Origin of the sequence: Pseudomonas sp. GD04058, assembly GCF_029836855.1 — a bacterium.
In the GTDB taxonomy this organism is placed as follows: Bacteria; Pseudomonadota; Gammaproteobacteria; order Pseudomonadales; family Pseudomonadaceae; genus Aquipseudomonas; species Aquipseudomonas bharatica.
The window spans coordinates 1-16,171 of record NZ_JAOECN010000033.1 but is presented as its reverse complement, the minus strand read 5'-3'; the positions used below and the strand labels follow the sequence as shown (position 1 = coordinate 16,171).

Sequence of the window (16,171 nt, the reverse complement as noted above, 5' to 3'; positions counted from 1 at the left end):
TGTGACTCAGTTGAAACCGCTGGTGGAAATGAAATCGACATCGGTCTTCGGCTCGCCGCGCATCAGCAACTCGATGACCTGGGCCAGGGTCCGGCCCTCGAACAGGATCGCATGCAACCCGGCCACCAGCGGCATGTACACCTGCACCTGCTGGGCCTTGGCCTTGAGCACCTTGAGGGTGTTGACCCCCTCGGCCACCTCGCCCAGCCGGTTGACCGCCTCGTCCAGGCTCAGGCCCTGGCCCAGGGCGTAGCCGACCTGGTAGTTGCGGCTCTTGGGCGAGGAACAGGTAACGATCAGGTCGCCGACCCCGGCCAGGCCGAGGAAGGTCATGGGGTTGGCACCCTGGCTCACGGCGAAGCGGGTCATCTCGGCCAGGGCGCGGGTGATCAGCATGCTCTTGGTGTTCTCGCCCATGCCCAGGGCCACGGCCATGCCAGCGATGATCGCGTAGACGTTCTTCAGCGCCCCGCCCAGCTCGACGCCGAAGCGGTCGGCACTGGCATACACGCGGAAGGTACGCCCGTGCAGCACGGCCTGGACCCGCTGGCAGAGTTCCTCGTCCTCGCTGGCGACCACCGTGGCGGTCAGCGCATGCTCGGCAATTTCCCGCGCCAGGTTCGGCCCGGACAGCACGCCGATGCGCGCCTTGGGCGCGATGTCCTCGAGGATCTGGCTCATCAGCTTGAAGGTCTGCGCCTCGATGCCTTTGGTCAGGCTGACCAGCATCCTGCCTTCGAGCAGCGCTGCATGGGGCGCCAGCACGCTGCGCAGGGCGCTGGACGGCAAGGCGACGAAGATCAGTTCGCTGCCTTCGAGGACCGGCAGCAGGTCGCTGACCGGTTCGACACCAGGATGGACCTTGATGCCCTTGAGATAACGCGGGTTTTCCCGGGTCGTGCGTATGGCCTCGGCCTGGGCCGGGTCGCGCATCCATTGGCGTACCGCGACACCGTTTTCCGCCAGCAGGTTGGCCACGGCGGTGCCGAAACTGCCGCCCCCCAGAACCGCAACAGGTTGCTGTTCAGTCATATCCAATCCGTCAGAGCCATTAATGAGTGGCGAAGCCGGCATTATACGGAGCGTCGAAGTCTCCACCAGCGCCAGATCACTGGAAAATGCCGGCTACTCGGTTAACATGCCGGTTTCGTTTATCGATCAAGGCCGCCCCGTGTTCTCTGGCCCACGCCCTTCACACCCTTTGTTGCTCCTGGCCGCCCTGGTCGGCGGGCCGGCCGTTGCCGACGATCTGTTCGTCGATAGCCAGGCCCTGCCCCAGGTTCTGACCGCCACCCGCCTGAAACAGTCCCCGGCCGCCGTGCCCGGCAGCATGACCGTGCTCGACGCCGAGCTGATCAAGGCCAGCGGCGCCCGCGACATTCCCGAGCTGCTGCGCCTGGTGCCGGGGATGATGGTCGGCTACGGCGCCGGCAACCAGGCGACGGTCAACTACCACGGCAGCAACGTCAACGACGCGCGGCGCATGCAGGTGCTGATCGATGGCCGCTCGGTGTACCGCGCCGGCCTGGCCACCGTGGACTGGAGCGATATTCCGCTGGCCATGGAGGATATCGAGCGCATCGAGGTGTTCCGCGGGCCGAACACGGTCAGCTACGGTGCCAATGCGCTGATGGCGGTAGTCAACATCCTCACCCGCAGCCCGGCCGACAGCCACGGCACGCGGCTCAAGGTGACCCGCGGCCAGCGCGGCATCGCCGACTTCTACGCCAGCCAGGGCATGGGCTGGGACGGCGGCGACCTGCGCCTGTCGCTGTCGGGAATGCAGGACGACGGCTTCGACCATAACGCCACGGGCGGCGACTACCGCGACAGCCGGCGCCTGACCCGCTTCAACATCAGCGCCAGCCACACCCTTGATCTCAACCAGAGCCTCGACTGGCAACTCTCGGCCAAGGAAGGCAGCGACCAGCGCCCCTACACCTACCAGCCGGTCTTCCCCTACGTCACCGAGCGCGGCAACGATGCCGACGTCAAGGCCAAGGACTACGCCGGCTCGCTGCGCTGGAACATCGATTTCGACCCGGGCCACAGCCTCTATGTGCAAGGCTCGGCGCAGCACTGGGACCGCCAGCAGGTGTGGCGTGCCTGCGATGCGCAACTCGCCTTCAGCCCGGAACTGACCCGCCTCTGGCAATTGAACCCGAACTACGCCGAGCAGGTGGCGCGCAACGCCAACAACCCGCCGCCCAATGCCGACCCGGTGCTCCAGGACCTGGCCCGGCAGGTCGGCAATCAATGGAACAGCGGCGGCAAGAACGTGGTGTGCGGCGACGTCGACCAAAGCACCCGGGAAACCCGCTATGACCTGGAGATCCAGGACACCCTGAGCCTGGCCGACAACCTGCGCCTGCTCAGCGGCGTCAACTACCGCTACGACCGCGCCGACTCCGAGACCTATTTCAACGGCAGCCTCGACGACCAGACCTGGCGCCTGTTCGGCCAGCTCGAATGGCGGCTGGACGAGCACTGGATCGTCCAGGGTGGCGCGATGTACGAGAATTCGCGGCTGGCCGGCGATTCGCTGACCCCGCGCATCGCGGTGAACTACCTGATCACCCCGCGCCATGGCCTGCGCGCGGTGTACTCCGAGGCGGTGCGTTCACCGGACATGTTCGAGAACAACGTCAACTGGAGCTACCGGGTCAGCAACCTGACGCCGCCGGCCTTCGGCCAGAGCACCGCCGAGTACTTCGTCAAGACCCGCGGCCCGGGCAACCTCGACCAGGAACTGATGCGCTCGCGGGAAGTGGGCTACAACGGCTACTTTGCCGACCTCGACCTGAGTGTCGATATCAAGCTGTTCCATGACCGCATCACCGGCATGATCAGCGAGCCGCTGCGCAACAACCAGTACATCGCCAGCAACAGCAACGAAGCGCGTTTCACCGGCACCGAGACCCAGGTGGACTGGCGGGCCAGCGCCAACGATCGCGTGCGCCTGACCTACGCTTATGTCGACGCCGAAGCCAGCAACCCCGCCGACCAGCGCCTCAGTGCACGCAACAGCGGCTCCGCCGGCTGGATGCGCGACTGGGGGCGGGGCTGGTCCAGCGCCCTCTTCTATTACGGAGACGACGCCCTGAACCAGTACCGTTTCGAGCGGGTCGACCTGCGCGTGGCCAAGCGCATCGCCCTGCCCAAGGCGAGCCTGGAACTGTCCGGGACCTTGCAGCAGCGTCTCGATGACCAGCCCACCGCCAATGTCGACAACCGCTACGACAGCCGCCACCTCCTGTATTTCAGCGCGGAGCTGGAGTTCTGATGAGGTTCTGGCGGCGCTGGCTGCTGCTGGTCCTGCTCTGGCCGCTGGTGTCCCTGGCCGGCGGCGAGATCCTCCTGACCGGTGCCCAGGACAGCAGCGGCGTGCGCGAATTCGTCGAAGCGCTCAAGACCCGGCGCCCGGCGGACACGGTGCGCTTCGTGCCCCTGGCGCAACTGCCGGAACCGGCCCGGCTGCGCAGCGACACGCGGCTGATCCTGCTCGACCCCGAAGCGCTGGACTGGCGCATGCGCGAGCCGGCCGGGCCGCCGGCGCTGGTGCTGCGCATCAGCCGGGTCCAGGCGCGGCAGCGCCTGGGCGACCTGCGCCCGGCGTACCTCAGCCTGCTCTGGAGCGACCCGCCCCTGGCCCGGCAACTGCATCTGGTCCGCTACCTGCTGCCCCAGGCCCATCGGGTCGGCGTGCTGTACAGCGAGCAAAGCCGCTTCCTCCTCGATGAACTGCGTCAGGCCGCCCTACCGCTGGGCATGGAGATCGACGCGCAACCCTGGCCCGACCTGCGCGACAACCGCCCCCTGCAAAGCCTGCTCAAGGAAACCGACGTTCTGCTCGGCCTCGACGATCCCTCGCTGTACAACCCCAAGACCGCGAAAAACCTGCTGCTCAGTGCCTATTCAAGGCAGATGGCGCTGGTCGGGCCGAATGCCGGCTTCGTCCGCGCCGGGGCCCTGGCCAGTACCTTCAGCGACCAGAACGCCTGGCTGGCGGTGATCGACCGCCTGCTCGACCAGCCCCCGGAAAAATGGCCGCGCAGCCATTACCCGGAGTATTTCAGCGTAACCGGCAACCAGCAGGTCGCCCGGGCCCTGGGCATCGAGGCGATCGACCCCGATGCCGCCAGGCAGGCCGTGTCCGCAGGAGAATCCGCCCGATGAGAAGCTGGGATATCAGTACCCGTACCCAGATCATCAGCCTCGGCCCGGCCCTGGTGCTGACCTTGCTGCTGATCGGTTTTTTCACCTTCGTGCGCATCCAGGACCTGCGCCAGGAACTCAACCATACCGGCCAGTTGATCGCCAACCAGCTTGCCCCGGCCTCGGAATACGGCGTGATCTCCGGCAACGACGAAGTGCTCGAAGGCCTGATGCGCGCGACCCTGACCATCCCCCACGTGCGCTTCCTCGAAGTGCAGGACAGCGCCAACCACATCCTGGTCTATGTCGAGCAGCCGGACGAACACGTCAACCGCGCCCAGCAGGTGGAAGTGTTCCAGGCGCCGATCCGCCTGCAACGGATCAGCCTGGATGGCGACTTCCTGCACAATGGCGAGCAACCGGCGAGCATCGTCGCCGACGATTACCTTGGCCGGGTGATCGTCGGCATGTCCGACGACGCCTTCAGCCAGCGCCAGCAGGAAATCGTGATCAAGGCGGCGATCCTCGCCCTGTTCGCCCTGGTCTTCACCTTCCTGCTGGCGCGCCGCCTGGCCCGTAGCCTTGCGACCCCGATCGCCGACATGGGGCATGCGGTCAAGGCCATCCAGAAAGGTGATTTCGACACGCCGTTGCCGGTGGTGGACGACAACGAGCTGGGGCACCTGGCGCAACATATCAACAACCTGGCCAGCGGCCTGGCCCAGGCCTCGCGCGAACAGCAGGAGGCCATGGCGCAGATGATCCAGGCCCGCGAGGAAGCCGAGCAGGCGAACAAGGCCAAGTCGGAATTCCTGGCGATGATGAGCCACGAGTTGCGTACCCCGATGAACGGCGTGCTGGGCATGCTGCAACTGCTGCAGACCACCGAGCTGAGCGACGAGCAGGCCGAATACACCCTGGTGGCCAGCGAGTCCACCGGGCACCTGCTCAAAGTGATCAACGACATCCTCGACTTCTCGCGGATCGAACGCACCGGGCTGCAACTGGAACAGATCGATTTCAACCTGGCGGAACTGATCGGCAGTTGCGTGCAGTCCTTCCTTCACGCCGCCCAGCAGCGTCACCTGGCGCTGCAACTGGAAATGCCCGACGGCCTGGAGCGCTTGCAGGTGTGCGGCGACCCGACGCGGATCCGCCAGGTACTGGTCAACCTGATCGGCAACGCCCTGAAATTCACCGAGCAGGGCAGCGTGCGGGTGGTGCCGCGCTGGCAGGTGCTGGACCGCCAGCTGATCTGGTTCACCTGCGCGGTGCAGGACACCGGCATCGGCATCGACAACAGCCGCCTGGAAGCCATGTTCATCGCCTTCCAGCAAGCCGACAGCTCGATTTCCCGGCGCTATGGCGGCACCGGCCTGGGCCTGTCCATCGCCCGCAACCTGGCCGAACGCATGGGCGGCAGCCTGCGGGCGGAAAGCCGCGAGGGCCAGGGTTCGACCTTCACCCTGGAAATGCCCCTGACCCTGCGCCCGCACGACCGTCCGCAGGCATTGCCGGACAACGTTGCCGGGGCGGACGATGGCAAAGGGCAGTCGGTATTGCTGGTGGAGGACAACCCGGTCAACCAGGCGGTGATCCAGGCCATGTTGCGCAGCCTGGGGCTGGAGGTGATCGTTGCTGCCGACGGCGCCCAGGCCATCAGCCTGGTGGCCCGGCAGCGCTTCGGGGCCGTGCTGATGGACTGTCGGCTGCCGATCGTCGACGGCTACGAAGCCACCCGGCGCCTGCGCCAGTTGCCCCAGGGCCGCGACCTGCCGATCATCGCCCTGACCGCCAACGCCCTGCAGGGTGATCGCGAGCGTTGCATTGAAGCCGGGATGAACGATTACCTGGCCAAACCGTTCAAACGCAATGAATTGCAGGAGATTCTGCAGCGCTGGCTACCCGCTCAGGCAAGCGCGACTGGCGAATAATGCAAAATTGCGGCAGTCTTACACGCCGAACCGATCTGCAAGAAAGGTCTGTCGGAAAAATTTCAGTGCACAGGTGTACATCTTCGTTCGCTGTGCTGTGACTTTCACTACAACGCAATAGTCTATGAGTAGGCTGCCGCCCCGGAGCCAAGGGCTTTCATGGGGCGGATCGGGAAGAACCGGTCCCTGCCGCACGAGGATTATTGAGGAGCTCGCATGACCAAACAAAACGCCTTTACCCGGGAAGACCTGCTGCGCTGCAGTCGCGGTGAGCTGTTCGGCCCAGGTAACGCGCAACTGCCCGCCCCCAACATGCTGATGGTGGATCGCATTGCCCACATCAGTGAAGAGGGCGGCAAGTACGGCAAAGGTGAATTGGTCGCCGAGCTGGATATCAATCCGGACCTGTGGTTCTTCGCCTGCCACTTCGAAGGCGATCCGGTGATGCCGGGCTGCCTGGGCCTCGACGCCATGTGGCAGCTGGTTGGTTTCTTCCTTGGCTGGCAAGGCCTGCCGGGCCGCGGTCGCGCCCTGGGTTCGGGCGAAGTGAAGTTCTTCGGCCAGGTGTTGCCGGAGGCGAAAAAGGTTACCTACAACATTCATATCAAGCGCGTCCTGAAGGGCAAGCTGAACATGGCCATCGCCGATGGCTCGGTCAGCGTCGACGGTCGCGAGATCTACACCGCCGAAGGTCTTCGCGTCGGTGTATTCACCTCCACTGAAAATTTCTAAGGGTTATTCGCATGCGCCGCGTCGTAATCACCGGTCTGGGCATCGTTTCCTGCCTGGGCAATGACAAAGAGACCGTCTCCGAAAACCTGCGTAAAAGCCGTCCGGGCATCCGTTTCAACCCGGAATACAAGGAAATGGGGCTGCGCAGCCAGGTTTCCGGTTCCATCGACCTGAACCTCGAAGAACTGATCGACCGCAAGGTCTATCGCTTCGTCGGCCACGCCGCTGCCTACGCCTACCTGGCGATGCAGGACGCGATCAAGGACTCCGGCCTGACCGAAGAGCAGATCTCCAACCCGCGTACCGGCCTGGTGGCCGGCTCCGGCGGCGCTTCGACCCTGAACCAGATGGAAGCGCTGGATACCCTGCGCGAGAAAGGCGTCAAGCGCGTCGGTCCGTACCGCGTGACCCGCACCATGGGCAGCACCGTTTCCGCGTGCCTGGCCACTCCGTTCAAGATCAAGGGCATCAACTACTCGATCTCCTCGGCCTGTGCCACCTCCGCTCACTGCATCGGCACCGCCATGGAGCAGATCCAGTGGGGCAAGCAGGACATCGTCTTCGCCGGCGGCGGTGAAGAAGAGCACTGGAGCCAGTCGTTCCTGTTCGATGCCATGGGCGCCCTGTCGACCAAGCGCAACGACGAGCCAAGCAAGGCTTCGCGCGCCTACGACGCCGACCGTGACGGCTTCGTCATCGCCGGCGGTGGCGGCATGGTGGTGGTCGAGGAGCTGGAACACGCTCTGGCCCGTGGTGCCAAGATCTATGCGGAAATCGTCGGCTACGGCGCCACTTCCGACGGCTACGACATGGTTGCCCCGAGCGGCGAAGGCGCGATCCGCTGCATGCAGCAGGCGCTGTCCACCGTCGACACGCCGATCGACTACCTGAACACCCACGGCACCTCGACCCCGGTCGGCGACGTCGCGGAAATGAAGGGCGTGCGCGAAGTGTTCGGCGACAAGGCCCCGGCCATCAGCTCGACCAAGAGCCTGTCCGGCCACTCCCTGGGCGCTGCCGGCGTGCACGAAGCGATCTACTGCCTGCTGATGATGGAAGGCAAGTTCATCGCCGGTTCCGCCAACATCGACGAGCTGGATCCGGAAGTCGCCGACCTGCCGGTGGTTCGCGAAACCCGCGAAAACGCCAAGATCGACACCGTGATGAGCAACAGCTTCGGCTTCGGCGGCACCAACGCCACCCTGGTGCTCAAGCGCTGGGAAGGCAAGTAAGGGCTAGCCCGCTTGCACTGAAAACGCCCCGACTGTGTTCGGGGCGTTTTTGTTTGTGGACCTTTAGGGCCCTATCGCTGGCAAGCCAGCTCCCACAGGGTCGGCAGAGCACACAGAACCTGTGGGAGCTGGCTTGCCAGCGATGAGGCCGGAAAGCCTTACACCGAGAAGCGCCGCACCAGCCCGTTCAGGTCCACCGCCAGTTGCGATAGCGCCTGGCTGGCCTCCACCGTCTGCGACGCTCCCGCCGAACTCTGCAACGCCAGATCGCGGATATTGGTGAGGTTGCGATCCACCTCCCTCGCCACCTGCGCCTGCTGCTCCGAGGCGCTGGCGATCACCAGGTTGCGCTCGTTGATCCGGCTGATCGCCGTGGCAATCTCTTCCAGCGCCGCCCCGGCCGCGTGCGCACCATCCAGGGTGCTGCGCGCCCGCTCGCGGGTTTGCTGCATGCCATCCACCGCACGGTCGGTGCCCTGCTGGATACCATCGATCATCTGCTCGATTTCCCGGGTCGATTGCTGGGTCCGATGGGCCAGCGCCCGCACCTCGTCGGCCACCACGGCGAACCCGCGCCCGGCATCGCCGGCCCGCGCCGCTTCGATCGCGGCATTGAGCGCCAGCAGGTTGGTCTGCTCGGCAATCGAGCCGATGACGTCGAGCACCTTGGAAATCCCGTGCACCTGCTCCGCCAGTTGCCCCACTTCATCGACGTTCAGGCTCACGCCCGCCGCCAGTTCCTCGATGGACACCACGGTCTGCTGGACCTGGGCCACACCCTCGCGGGCAATACGATCGGATTCCCTGGACGCCTCGGACGTGGCCACGGCATTGCTGGCCACCTCCTCCACCGCCGCAGTCATCTGGTTGACCGCCGTCGCCGCCTGTTCGATTTCCTGGGTCTGCTGCTGCAGGCCGCGGGTCGCATCCTCGGTGACCGCGCTCAGTTCCTCCGAGGCCGAAGCCAGCTGGTTCGACGAGTCGGAGATGCGCCCGATGGTGTCGCGCAGGCTTTGCTGCATCTGTTTCAACGCCACCAACAGGCGCGCCGGTTCGTCGCGGCCCTGGATACTGATCTGCGGAGTAAGGTCGCCGCTCGCCACCACTTCAGCAACCTGCAGCGACTGGGCCAGGGGCTTGACGATGCTGCGGGTCAGCACCAGCGCCAGCACCACCGTGAGCACCAAGGCGCCGATCAACAGGCCGATGACCCACACCCGCGCGCCGAGATACACCGCTTCGGACTGGCTGGTGGCCATATGGGCGTGCTGGTTGTTGAGATCGATCAACTGGTTGAGGGTGGTGGTGAGGTTGTCGGCAAGCTGGTTCATCTCGCCGTTGACCAGGCTTTCGGCGGCCTCGATACGATCACTGGTGGCCAGGCCCACCACCTGGGCCTGCATGCCCAGGTACTGCGTCTGAAGTTCGATGTAGCGGTCGAACAGCACGCGCTCCTCGGGCAGCACGATTAGCGCGTCGTAATCGGCCTGCGCCTTGCTCAGGGCCTGCTTCAGGGCGTCGATGCGGGAGATGTTCTGCTGCTGCGCCGCGGGGTCGCGGTTGACCAGCAAGCGCAGGGTCAGGGCACGTATGCGCAGCATGTCCTGGCTCATGGTGCCGACGCTGATCACGCTTGGCAGCCAATTGCTTTCCACCTGCTCGGACTGCTCGCGCATGCTCGACATCTGCACCAGCGAGAACAGCCCAAGGGTCACCACCAACAGCGCCAGCAGGCCGAAGCCCAGTCCGGCCCGGGGCGCTATGTTCAGGCTTCTCAAACTCATCGCACGGTTCCTTCCGAAGATGCTGCATCCGTCATGCAGCGGACACTTCTTTAGAAGGTATCGGACCGTCGACTTTTTGCGTAAGAAGAAATGGTGATATTAAATTGCCCAATCATCGCGACCACCGCATCGCCGGAATGATCAGCGAACGGTGAAACGTTTCTCTGCCAGCAGGCGATCACCCTGGAACACCATGAAGTGCCACTCGCCTGGAATCGCCTCGTGATGCTCGGTGAATTCGTAGGCCATCACGTCCTGCGGCGCAGCCGGGACCAGCTTCTGCACCACCTCGAATTTGTCGTGGCGCTTGCCGTCCGGGGTGACGATGCCCGGGGTGAGGTACAGCAGGGTCAGCGGGGTATCGTCGGCGGTCTTGCCTTCGAGGCGGTAGCGGATGCCGAATTTGCTGCCCAGCCTGGCCGGAACGACATCGGTGGCCTGGATCGCCTGGCTGTTCATGGTGATGACCCGTTCACCGGGCTGCGGGTTCTTGATGTTGGTCTCGAACACGCCGTATTCCACCGGTCCCTGCACCCGCACCTCGGCCTGGGCCAGGCCGGCGATGCACATCAGCCCGACCAGGGCGCTCAAACGGCTAGTCAACATGTTGCGCTTCCTCTGTTGTGGATCGCGGCAGACTATGACCCGGCCATGACAGGCTGATGACAATCGCGCTCAACGCGGCTTGGGCAGCACCGCGAGGAAGTTGTCCCTGGCCACCTTGTGCGCGATGTCCTCCGGCAAGGCGTCCAGGAACGGGGCGAAGCCCTGGAACTGCTCGCCCAGGCTGGAAAAACGCCCGACCACATCGGAGCCGAGCATGAAGCGCTCGGGAAAGCGCTCGACCAGCGCCAGCCACGCCTTGCGCGGCGTGCCCTTGTCGTCCAGCAGGTACGGCTGCAGCACGCTCCAGGACAGATCGACGTACAGGTTGGGGTAATCCTCCAGCAGCCGGGTCAGGGTCGGCAGGAGGAAGTCCATTTTTTCCTGGTGTCGATGAATCTCCATGCTGCTGCCGGCATGGGCCCAGATGAAGCGGGTATGCGGGTGATTGCGCAGCGGCTCCTCGATTTCCGCCAGGTACAGCGGATTGCGCTCGCGCTTGGAGGTGATATTGGAGTGCAGCAGTACCGGCAGGTCGCGCTCAGCGGCCAGATGATAGATGCGGGTCATGGCCTCGTTGTTGGCCCGGGGCGTATCGCCACTGGTGAGGGCCGTCAGGTCGTCATGGCGGGTGAAGACCTCGCCTATGCCTTGCCAGAGGCCGGGATGCAGCTCCAGCATGCGCTCGATGTGGGCCACGGCATTCTTGTCCACCGGATTGATCCCGGACAGGAACGGATGGAACCGCTTGCGCTGCTCGGGCGGCAGCTTCTCGACGGCCGCTGCGACGTAGCTGTCGGTGGCGCTGTACCAATAGGCATCGGCATCGTCGCCGGCGTAATAGCGCGGGCGCTTGGGCTCGTCCTCATGCCATTTCTTGGCGACCGGGATGCCGCTGATCATCGACTGTTCGATACCGGCCTTGTCCATGGCTTCGAGCAGCGCGGGCATGCCCTCGGTTTCCTGGAAGAAATCCACGTAGTGCAGGTGGGCGTCGCTGTAGCGGTAATCCCGTGCCTGCGCGGCGCCGACCAGCAGCCCGGCGCACAGCAGTACGCCCAGGGTTCTTGCGAGCATTGCTGCCCTCCTTGCTCGTGGTTGGGACAGGGTAGACCGCGCGCTGGCGGCAGCGGTTCGCTATGCTAGGCCGACTTCAACCTGGCTGGAGCCTGCCATGACCTCGCCCCTGGTAATCCGCCCCCGCGCCGAATCGGTCGAGGGCCAGCCCATCCTGCGCCCGCTGCCCTCGGCCAGGTGCCGCAGTGTCGGCCCCTTCGTGTTCTTCGACCATATGCTGCAGACCGACTATGCACCGGGGCATGGCATGGACATCCGCCAGCACCCGCATATCGGACTGTCGACCCTCACCTACCTGTTCGAGGGTGAATTGCTGCACAAGGACAGCCTGGGCTCGTCGCAGCGAGTCAGGCCCGGCGAAGTAAGCTGGATGACCGCGGGCGCAGCCATCGCCCACGTCGAGCGCACACCGCCGGATCTGTTGGAAATAGGCTCGCGACTGCATGGCCTGCAGATCTGGCTGGCGTCGCCGAAAGAAGCGGAACAAGGCGCCGGGCACTACAGCCATCACCCGGCAGGCAGCCTGCCGGTCAGCGAAGCGCTGGGAGTGAAGATACGCATGATCGCGGGCAACGGCTTCTGCCTGGCGTCGCCGGTGCCGGTGCTCTCGCCCACGCTGTACGCCGAAGTATTCATGGAAGCCGCCACGACCCTGTGCGTGCCGGATGAGCACCGGGAACGGGCGGTGTATGTGCTGGCCGGCGAGGTGCGGCTGGATGACGAGCTGCTGGAACCGCAGACGCTGGTGGTACTGAGCGAAGGCGAGGAAGCCAGTCTGTATGCCGAGGGCGAGAGCCATCTGGTGATCATCGGCGGCGCGCCGCTGGATGGGCCGCGGCGGATGAACTGGAACTTCGTGGTGAGCGATCCGGGGTTGATCGATAGGGCCCGGGAGAGATGGGCGGCGGGGGACTGGCCTGTCGTTGCAGGTGAGTCAGGGAGGATCGAGTTGCCTTGAAGTCAGCAATCGCCGGCAACGCCGGCTCCCACACTGTGGGAGCTGGCTTGCCAGCGATGAGGCCCTCAAGCCTTGAACACCTCTTCCAGCAGATTGTGCATCGCCGCGAACGCCCGCTTCGAGGTCCGTGCGTCATACATCATCTTGCCCGGCACATTCGCCCCCGGATCGGTGAACGAGTGCACCGCACCGCCGTAGCTGAGTAACTGCCAGTCCACACCGGCCGCGTCCATCTCGGCCTCGAAGGCTGGCAATTGCTCCTTGGGCACCAGCGGATCGGCCGCGCCATGCAGTACCAGCACCGCGCCCTTGATGTTCTTCGCATCCGCCGGGTCCGGGGTATCCAGGGTGCCGTGGAAGGATATCGCCGCCTGCAACGGCGCACCGTCGCGAGCCAGTTCCAGGGCACAGCAGCCACCGAAGCAGAAACCGAACGCCGCCAGCTTGCCCGGGCTCAGCAGCGCCTTCGATTGCCCGAGCAACTGCGCCACGGCCGCCTGCATGCGCTTGCGCAGCTCGGCGCGGTCGTTCTTCAGCGGCATCATCGCCGCCCCCGCCTGCTCGGCGTTCTGCGGCCGCACCGATTGCCCATAGAGGTCGGCGATCAGCACCACATAACCTTTCTCCGCTACCGCCCGGGCAATCCGCTCGGCACCTTCGCCGATGCCCATCCAGTTCGGTGCCATCACCAGCGCCGGCTGTGGCTGCGCGCCATGGGTGTAGACCAGGCGGCTTTCATAGGCTTCACCGCCGACGTGGTAGACCAGCGATTCGATCGTCACATTGCTCATCGATTTCTCCTTGCAAGAATGAAAAAAGCCCGCCGAAGCGGGCTTTCCTGCATCACATCAGACCGACAGCTCGACCAGCAGCTTGTTCAGCCGGCGAACGTAGGCGGCCGGGTCCTTCAGGCTGTCGCCGGCGGCCAGCGCCGCCTGGTCGAAGAGGATGTGCGAGAAGTCGGCGAAACGGTCTTCGCTCTGCTCGTTGTCCAGCTTCTCGATCAGCGGGTGGCTCGGGTTGAATTCGAAGATCGGCTTGGAATCCGGGACCTTCTGCCCGCTGGCTTCGAGGATCTGGCGCATCTGCAGGCCAAGGTCCTGTTCGCCGATGGCGAGGATCGCCGGGGAGTCGGTCAGGCGGTGCGACACGCGCACTTCGCTGACACTGTCACCCAGCGCGGCCTTTAGGCGCTCGACCAGGCCTTCCTTCTCCTTGGCGATCTCTTCCTGGGCCTTCTTGTCTTCTTCCGAATCCAGCTTGCCCAGATCGAGGTCGCCACGGGCGACATCGACGAAGCTCTTGCCATCGAACTCGTTGAGATAGCTCATCAGCCACTCGTCGATGCGGTCGGTCAGCAGCAGCACTTCGATGCCTTTCTTGCGGAAGACTTCCAGGTGCGGGCTGTTCTTGACCTGCGCGTAGGACTCGCCGGTGAGGTAGTAGATCTTGTCCTGGCCTTCCTTGGCGCGAGCCAGGTAGTCGGCCAGGGATACGCTTTGCTCGCCGCCCTCCTCGTGGGTGGAGGCGAAGCGCAGCAGGCCGGCGATCTTTTCCTTGTTGGCGAAGTCTTCCGCCGGCCCTTCCTTGAGGACCTGGCCGAAGTTCTTCCAGAACGCCTTGTACTGTTCGGGTTCGTTCTTCGCCAGCTTCTCCAGCATGTCCAGCACGCGCTTGGTCAGCGCCGACTTCATCGAGTCGATGATCGGATCCTTCTGCAGGATCTCCCGCGAGACGTTCAGCGACAGGTCGTTGGAATCGACCACGCCCTTGATGAAGCGCAGGTACAGCGGCAGGAACGACTCCGCCTGGTCCATGATGAACACGCGCTGCACGTACAGCTTCAGGCCGCGGGGCGCTTCACGCTGGTACAGGTCGAACGGCGCACGGGCCGGAACGTAGAGCAGCGAGTTGTATTCCAGCTTGCCTTCGACCTTGTTGTGGCTCCAGGCCAGCGGGTTTTCGAAGTCGTGGCCGATGTGCTTGTAGAACTCCTGGTATTCCTCGTCCTTGATCTCGGTACGCGGACGGGTCCACAGGGCGCTGGCGCGGTTGACGGTTTCCCATTCCTGGGCGGGCTTCTCCTCGCCTTCGGCGGCCGGTGCTTCTTTCGGCAGCTCGATCGGCAGGGCGATATGGTCGGAGTACTTCTTGACGATGTTGCGCAGGCGCCAGCCGTCGGCGAACTCTTCCTCGCCCTTTTTCAGGTGCAGGACGATGCGGGTGCCGCGCTCGGCCTTGTCGAGGGTGGCAACTTCGAATTCACCCTCGCCTTTCGACGACCAGTGCACGCCTTCGGAGGCCGGCAGCCCGGCGCGACGGCTGAACACATCGACCTTGTCGGCGACGATGAATGCGGAGTAGAAGCCCACGCCGAACTGACCGATCAGGTGCGAGTCCTTCTTCTGGTCGCCGGTGAGGTTCTTCATGAAGTCGGCAGTGCCGGACTTGGCGATGGTGCCGAGGTGGGCGATGACTTCATCGCGGCTCATGCCGATGCCGTTGTCTTCGAGGGTGACGGTGTTGGCGTCCTTGTCGAAGCTGATACGGATCTTCAGGTCGGCGCCGCCTTCGAGCAGCTCGGGCTTGGCCAGCGCTTCGAAGCGCAGCTTGTCCACGGCATCGGAGGCGTTGGAGATCAGCTCGCGGAGGAAGATTTCCTTGTTCGAATACAGCGAATGGATCATGAGGTGCAGCAGTTGCTTCACCTCGGTCTGGAAGCCCAGGGTTTCTTTTTGAGTCTCCACACTCATGGTCTTCAAAACTCCGATCTGATGGCATTGATAGCGCTGGCGGGCGGCCTTGCGGACACGTATCCCGCCAGTCGCAACGGGATGAACAGCAGATGGGGCCATGGAGGACTATTTCAAGGGCGCGACCAGTTCTTTGATCTTGAAATGCGCCCGGGCCGTGGCAATGGGCTCGGCGGGGTCCGCCTGCCAGGCAGTGATCGCCACGTTGGTCACCCGGCGGCCCTGGCGCCACAGCTGGCAGCGGGCGAAGGTATCGCGCAAATGGCCGGCCCGCAGATAGTCGATGGAGAAGTCGATGATCTTCGGAATGCTCGCACTTTCGCTGAAGACCAGCAGGTACAGCGCCGCCGACAGCTCCATGAAACCGGCGATCACGCCGCCGTGGATTGCCGGAAGCAGCGGGTTGCCGACGTTGTCCGGGTTGGCCGGCAAACGGAACAGCAGGTCGTCTCCGTCACGGCTGCACTGGATGCCGATCAGCCCGGCATAGGGAATCAGCCCGAGCAGGGCCGAGTAATCGCCGCGGGCATGCGCCTCGCGCAGTTGCTGATGGACCTGCGCCGGGATCATTGCGCTTCTCCCTTGAGCGTGCGGGCGAAGTTGAGGCCACCCTTGATGTCCTTGCCCAGGCGCATGTAGGTACCGACCACCTGGGCGATGGGCTGCCCGGGGTCGGCCTGGTAGCAGGCGCCACGAATGAAGATGACCTCGCGGCTGACCCGGTAGCAATGGGCGTGGCCGAACAGGTCCTGATGGGCGACTCCGGGACCCATGTAGTCGACCCGCAGGTCGAGGGTCGGGCAAACCTCGAATTCCGGCAGGGCGCAGAGCGTGGCCATGCCCAGCGCAGTATCCATCAGGGTGGTTATCGCACCGCCATGAACCGCTCCAGTCTGCGGGTTGCCGACGATCGAGGGGGACCAGGGCATGCGCAGGGTGATGC

Annotated in this window: 14 protein-coding genes; 6 read left to right on the top strand and 8 right to left on the bottom strand. The window is 64.5% G+C overall.

From position 1 onward, the window contains the following. Positions 1 to 6: 6 nt before the first annotated feature. Positions 7 to 1,032 carry an NAD(P)H-dependent glycerol-3-phosphate dehydrogenase gene (locus tag N7650_RS22010; RefSeq protein ID WP_279900006.1) on the bottom strand — a complete coding sequence of 342 codons (1,026 nt, stop codon included), beginning with the start codon at positions 1,030 to 1,032 and terminating at the stop codon, positions 7 to 9. 106 nt (positions 1,033 to 1,138) lie between these two features. Here N7650_RS22010 and N7650_RS22005 point away from each other — a divergent pair, with 106 nt between their 5' ends. From N7650_RS22005 to fabB, 5 genes are all read left to right on the top strand, one after another. Further along, entirely contained in the window at positions 1,139 to 3,283 is a 2,145-nt protein-coding gene (locus N7650_RS22005; RefSeq protein WP_279900043.1) for a TonB-dependent receptor, read from the top strand. After that, positions 3,283 to 4,176 carry an ABC transporter substrate-binding protein gene (locus N7650_RS22000; RefSeq protein WP_009396453.1) on the top strand — a complete coding sequence of 298 codons (894 nt, stop codon included), beginning with the start codon at positions 3,283 to 3,285 and terminating at the stop codon, positions 4,174 to 4,176. Before N7650_RS22005 ends, N7650_RS22000 begins: the two co-directional genes overlap by 1 nt. Next, positions 4,173 to 6,089 (top strand): response regulator, encoded by a 1,917-nt coding sequence (locus tag N7650_RS21995; protein ID WP_279900005.1) that lies wholly within the window; start codon positions 4,173 to 4,175, stop codon positions 6,087 to 6,089. The genes N7650_RS22000 and N7650_RS21995 overlap by 4 nt, the downstream gene beginning before the upstream one ends. A gap of 216 nt (positions 6,090 to 6,305) precedes the next feature. Beyond that, positions 6,306 to 6,821, top strand: coding sequence for a 3-hydroxyacyl-[acyl-carrier-protein] dehydratase FabA (fabA, locus tag N7650_RS21990; RefSeq protein ID WP_009396451.1), 516 nt, complete (start codon positions 6,306 to 6,308; stop codon positions 6,819 to 6,821). 11 nt (positions 6,822 to 6,832) lie between these two features. Next, complete coding sequence (gene fabB, locus N7650_RS21985) at positions 6,833 to 8,053, top strand: beta-ketoacyl-ACP synthase I (RefSeq protein WP_009396450.1); 1,221 nt, start codon at positions 6,833 to 6,835, stop codon at positions 8,051 to 8,053. Between the two features lie 158 nt (positions 8,054 to 8,211). Here the strand turns inward: fabB and N7650_RS21980 are convergent, their stop codons facing one another. The 3 genes from N7650_RS21980 to N7650_RS21970 all read right to left on the bottom strand — a co-directional run bounded on the left by N7650_RS21980 (position 8,212) and on the right by N7650_RS21970 (position 11,517). Continuing rightward, positions 8,212 to 9,837 (bottom strand): methyl-accepting chemotaxis protein, encoded by a 1,626-nt coding sequence (locus tag N7650_RS21980; RefSeq protein ID WP_009396449.1) that lies wholly within the window; start codon positions 9,835 to 9,837, stop codon positions 8,212 to 8,214. Positions 9,838 to 9,978: 141 nt separating this feature from the next. After that, entirely contained in the window at positions 9,979 to 10,443 is a 465-nt protein-coding gene (locus tag N7650_RS21975; protein ID WP_009396448.1) for a DUF3859 domain-containing protein, read from the bottom strand. A gap of 69 nt (positions 10,444 to 10,512) precedes the next feature. After that, positions 10,513 to 11,517, bottom strand: coding sequence for an amidohydrolase family protein (locus N7650_RS21970; RefSeq protein ID WP_279900002.1), 1,005 nt, complete (start codon positions 11,515 to 11,517; stop codon positions 10,513 to 10,515). 97 nt (positions 11,518 to 11,614) lie between these two features. Between N7650_RS21970 and N7650_RS21965 the strand changes: the two genes are divergently transcribed. Further along, positions 11,615 to 12,475 (top strand): pirin family protein, encoded by an 861-nt coding sequence (locus tag N7650_RS21965; protein ID WP_279900001.1) that lies wholly within the window; start codon positions 11,615 to 11,617, stop codon positions 12,473 to 12,475. A gap of 65 nt (positions 12,476 to 12,540) precedes the next feature. On the opposite strand, the gene N7650_RS21960 is transcribed toward N7650_RS21965, so the two are convergent. From N7650_RS21960 to N7650_RS21945, 4 genes are all read right to left on the bottom strand, one after another. Next, positions 12,541 to 13,266, bottom strand: a complete 726-nt coding sequence (locus N7650_RS21960) for a dienelactone hydrolase family protein (RefSeq protein ID WP_279899999.1) — start codon at positions 13,264 to 13,266, stop codon at positions 12,541 to 12,543. A 57-nt stretch (positions 13,267 to 13,323) separates the two neighbouring features. Next, on the bottom strand, positions 13,324 to 15,228 hold the full coding sequence (gene htpG / locus N7650_RS21955) for a molecular chaperone HtpG (protein ID WP_279899998.1): 1,905 nt from the start codon (positions 15,226 to 15,228) through the stop codon (positions 13,324 to 13,326). Between the two features lie 108 nt (positions 15,229 to 15,336). Further along, complete coding sequence (locus N7650_RS21950; RefSeq protein ID WP_279899997.1) at positions 15,337 to 15,798, bottom strand: PaaI family thioesterase; 462 nt, start codon at positions 15,796 to 15,798, stop codon at positions 15,337 to 15,339. Continuing rightward, positions 15,795 to 16,171 (bottom strand): PaaI family thioesterase (locus N7650_RS21945; RefSeq protein WP_279899996.1); only part of this gene is annotated, 377 nt, incomplete at its 5' end. The genes N7650_RS21950 and N7650_RS21945, both read right to left, overlap by 4 nt.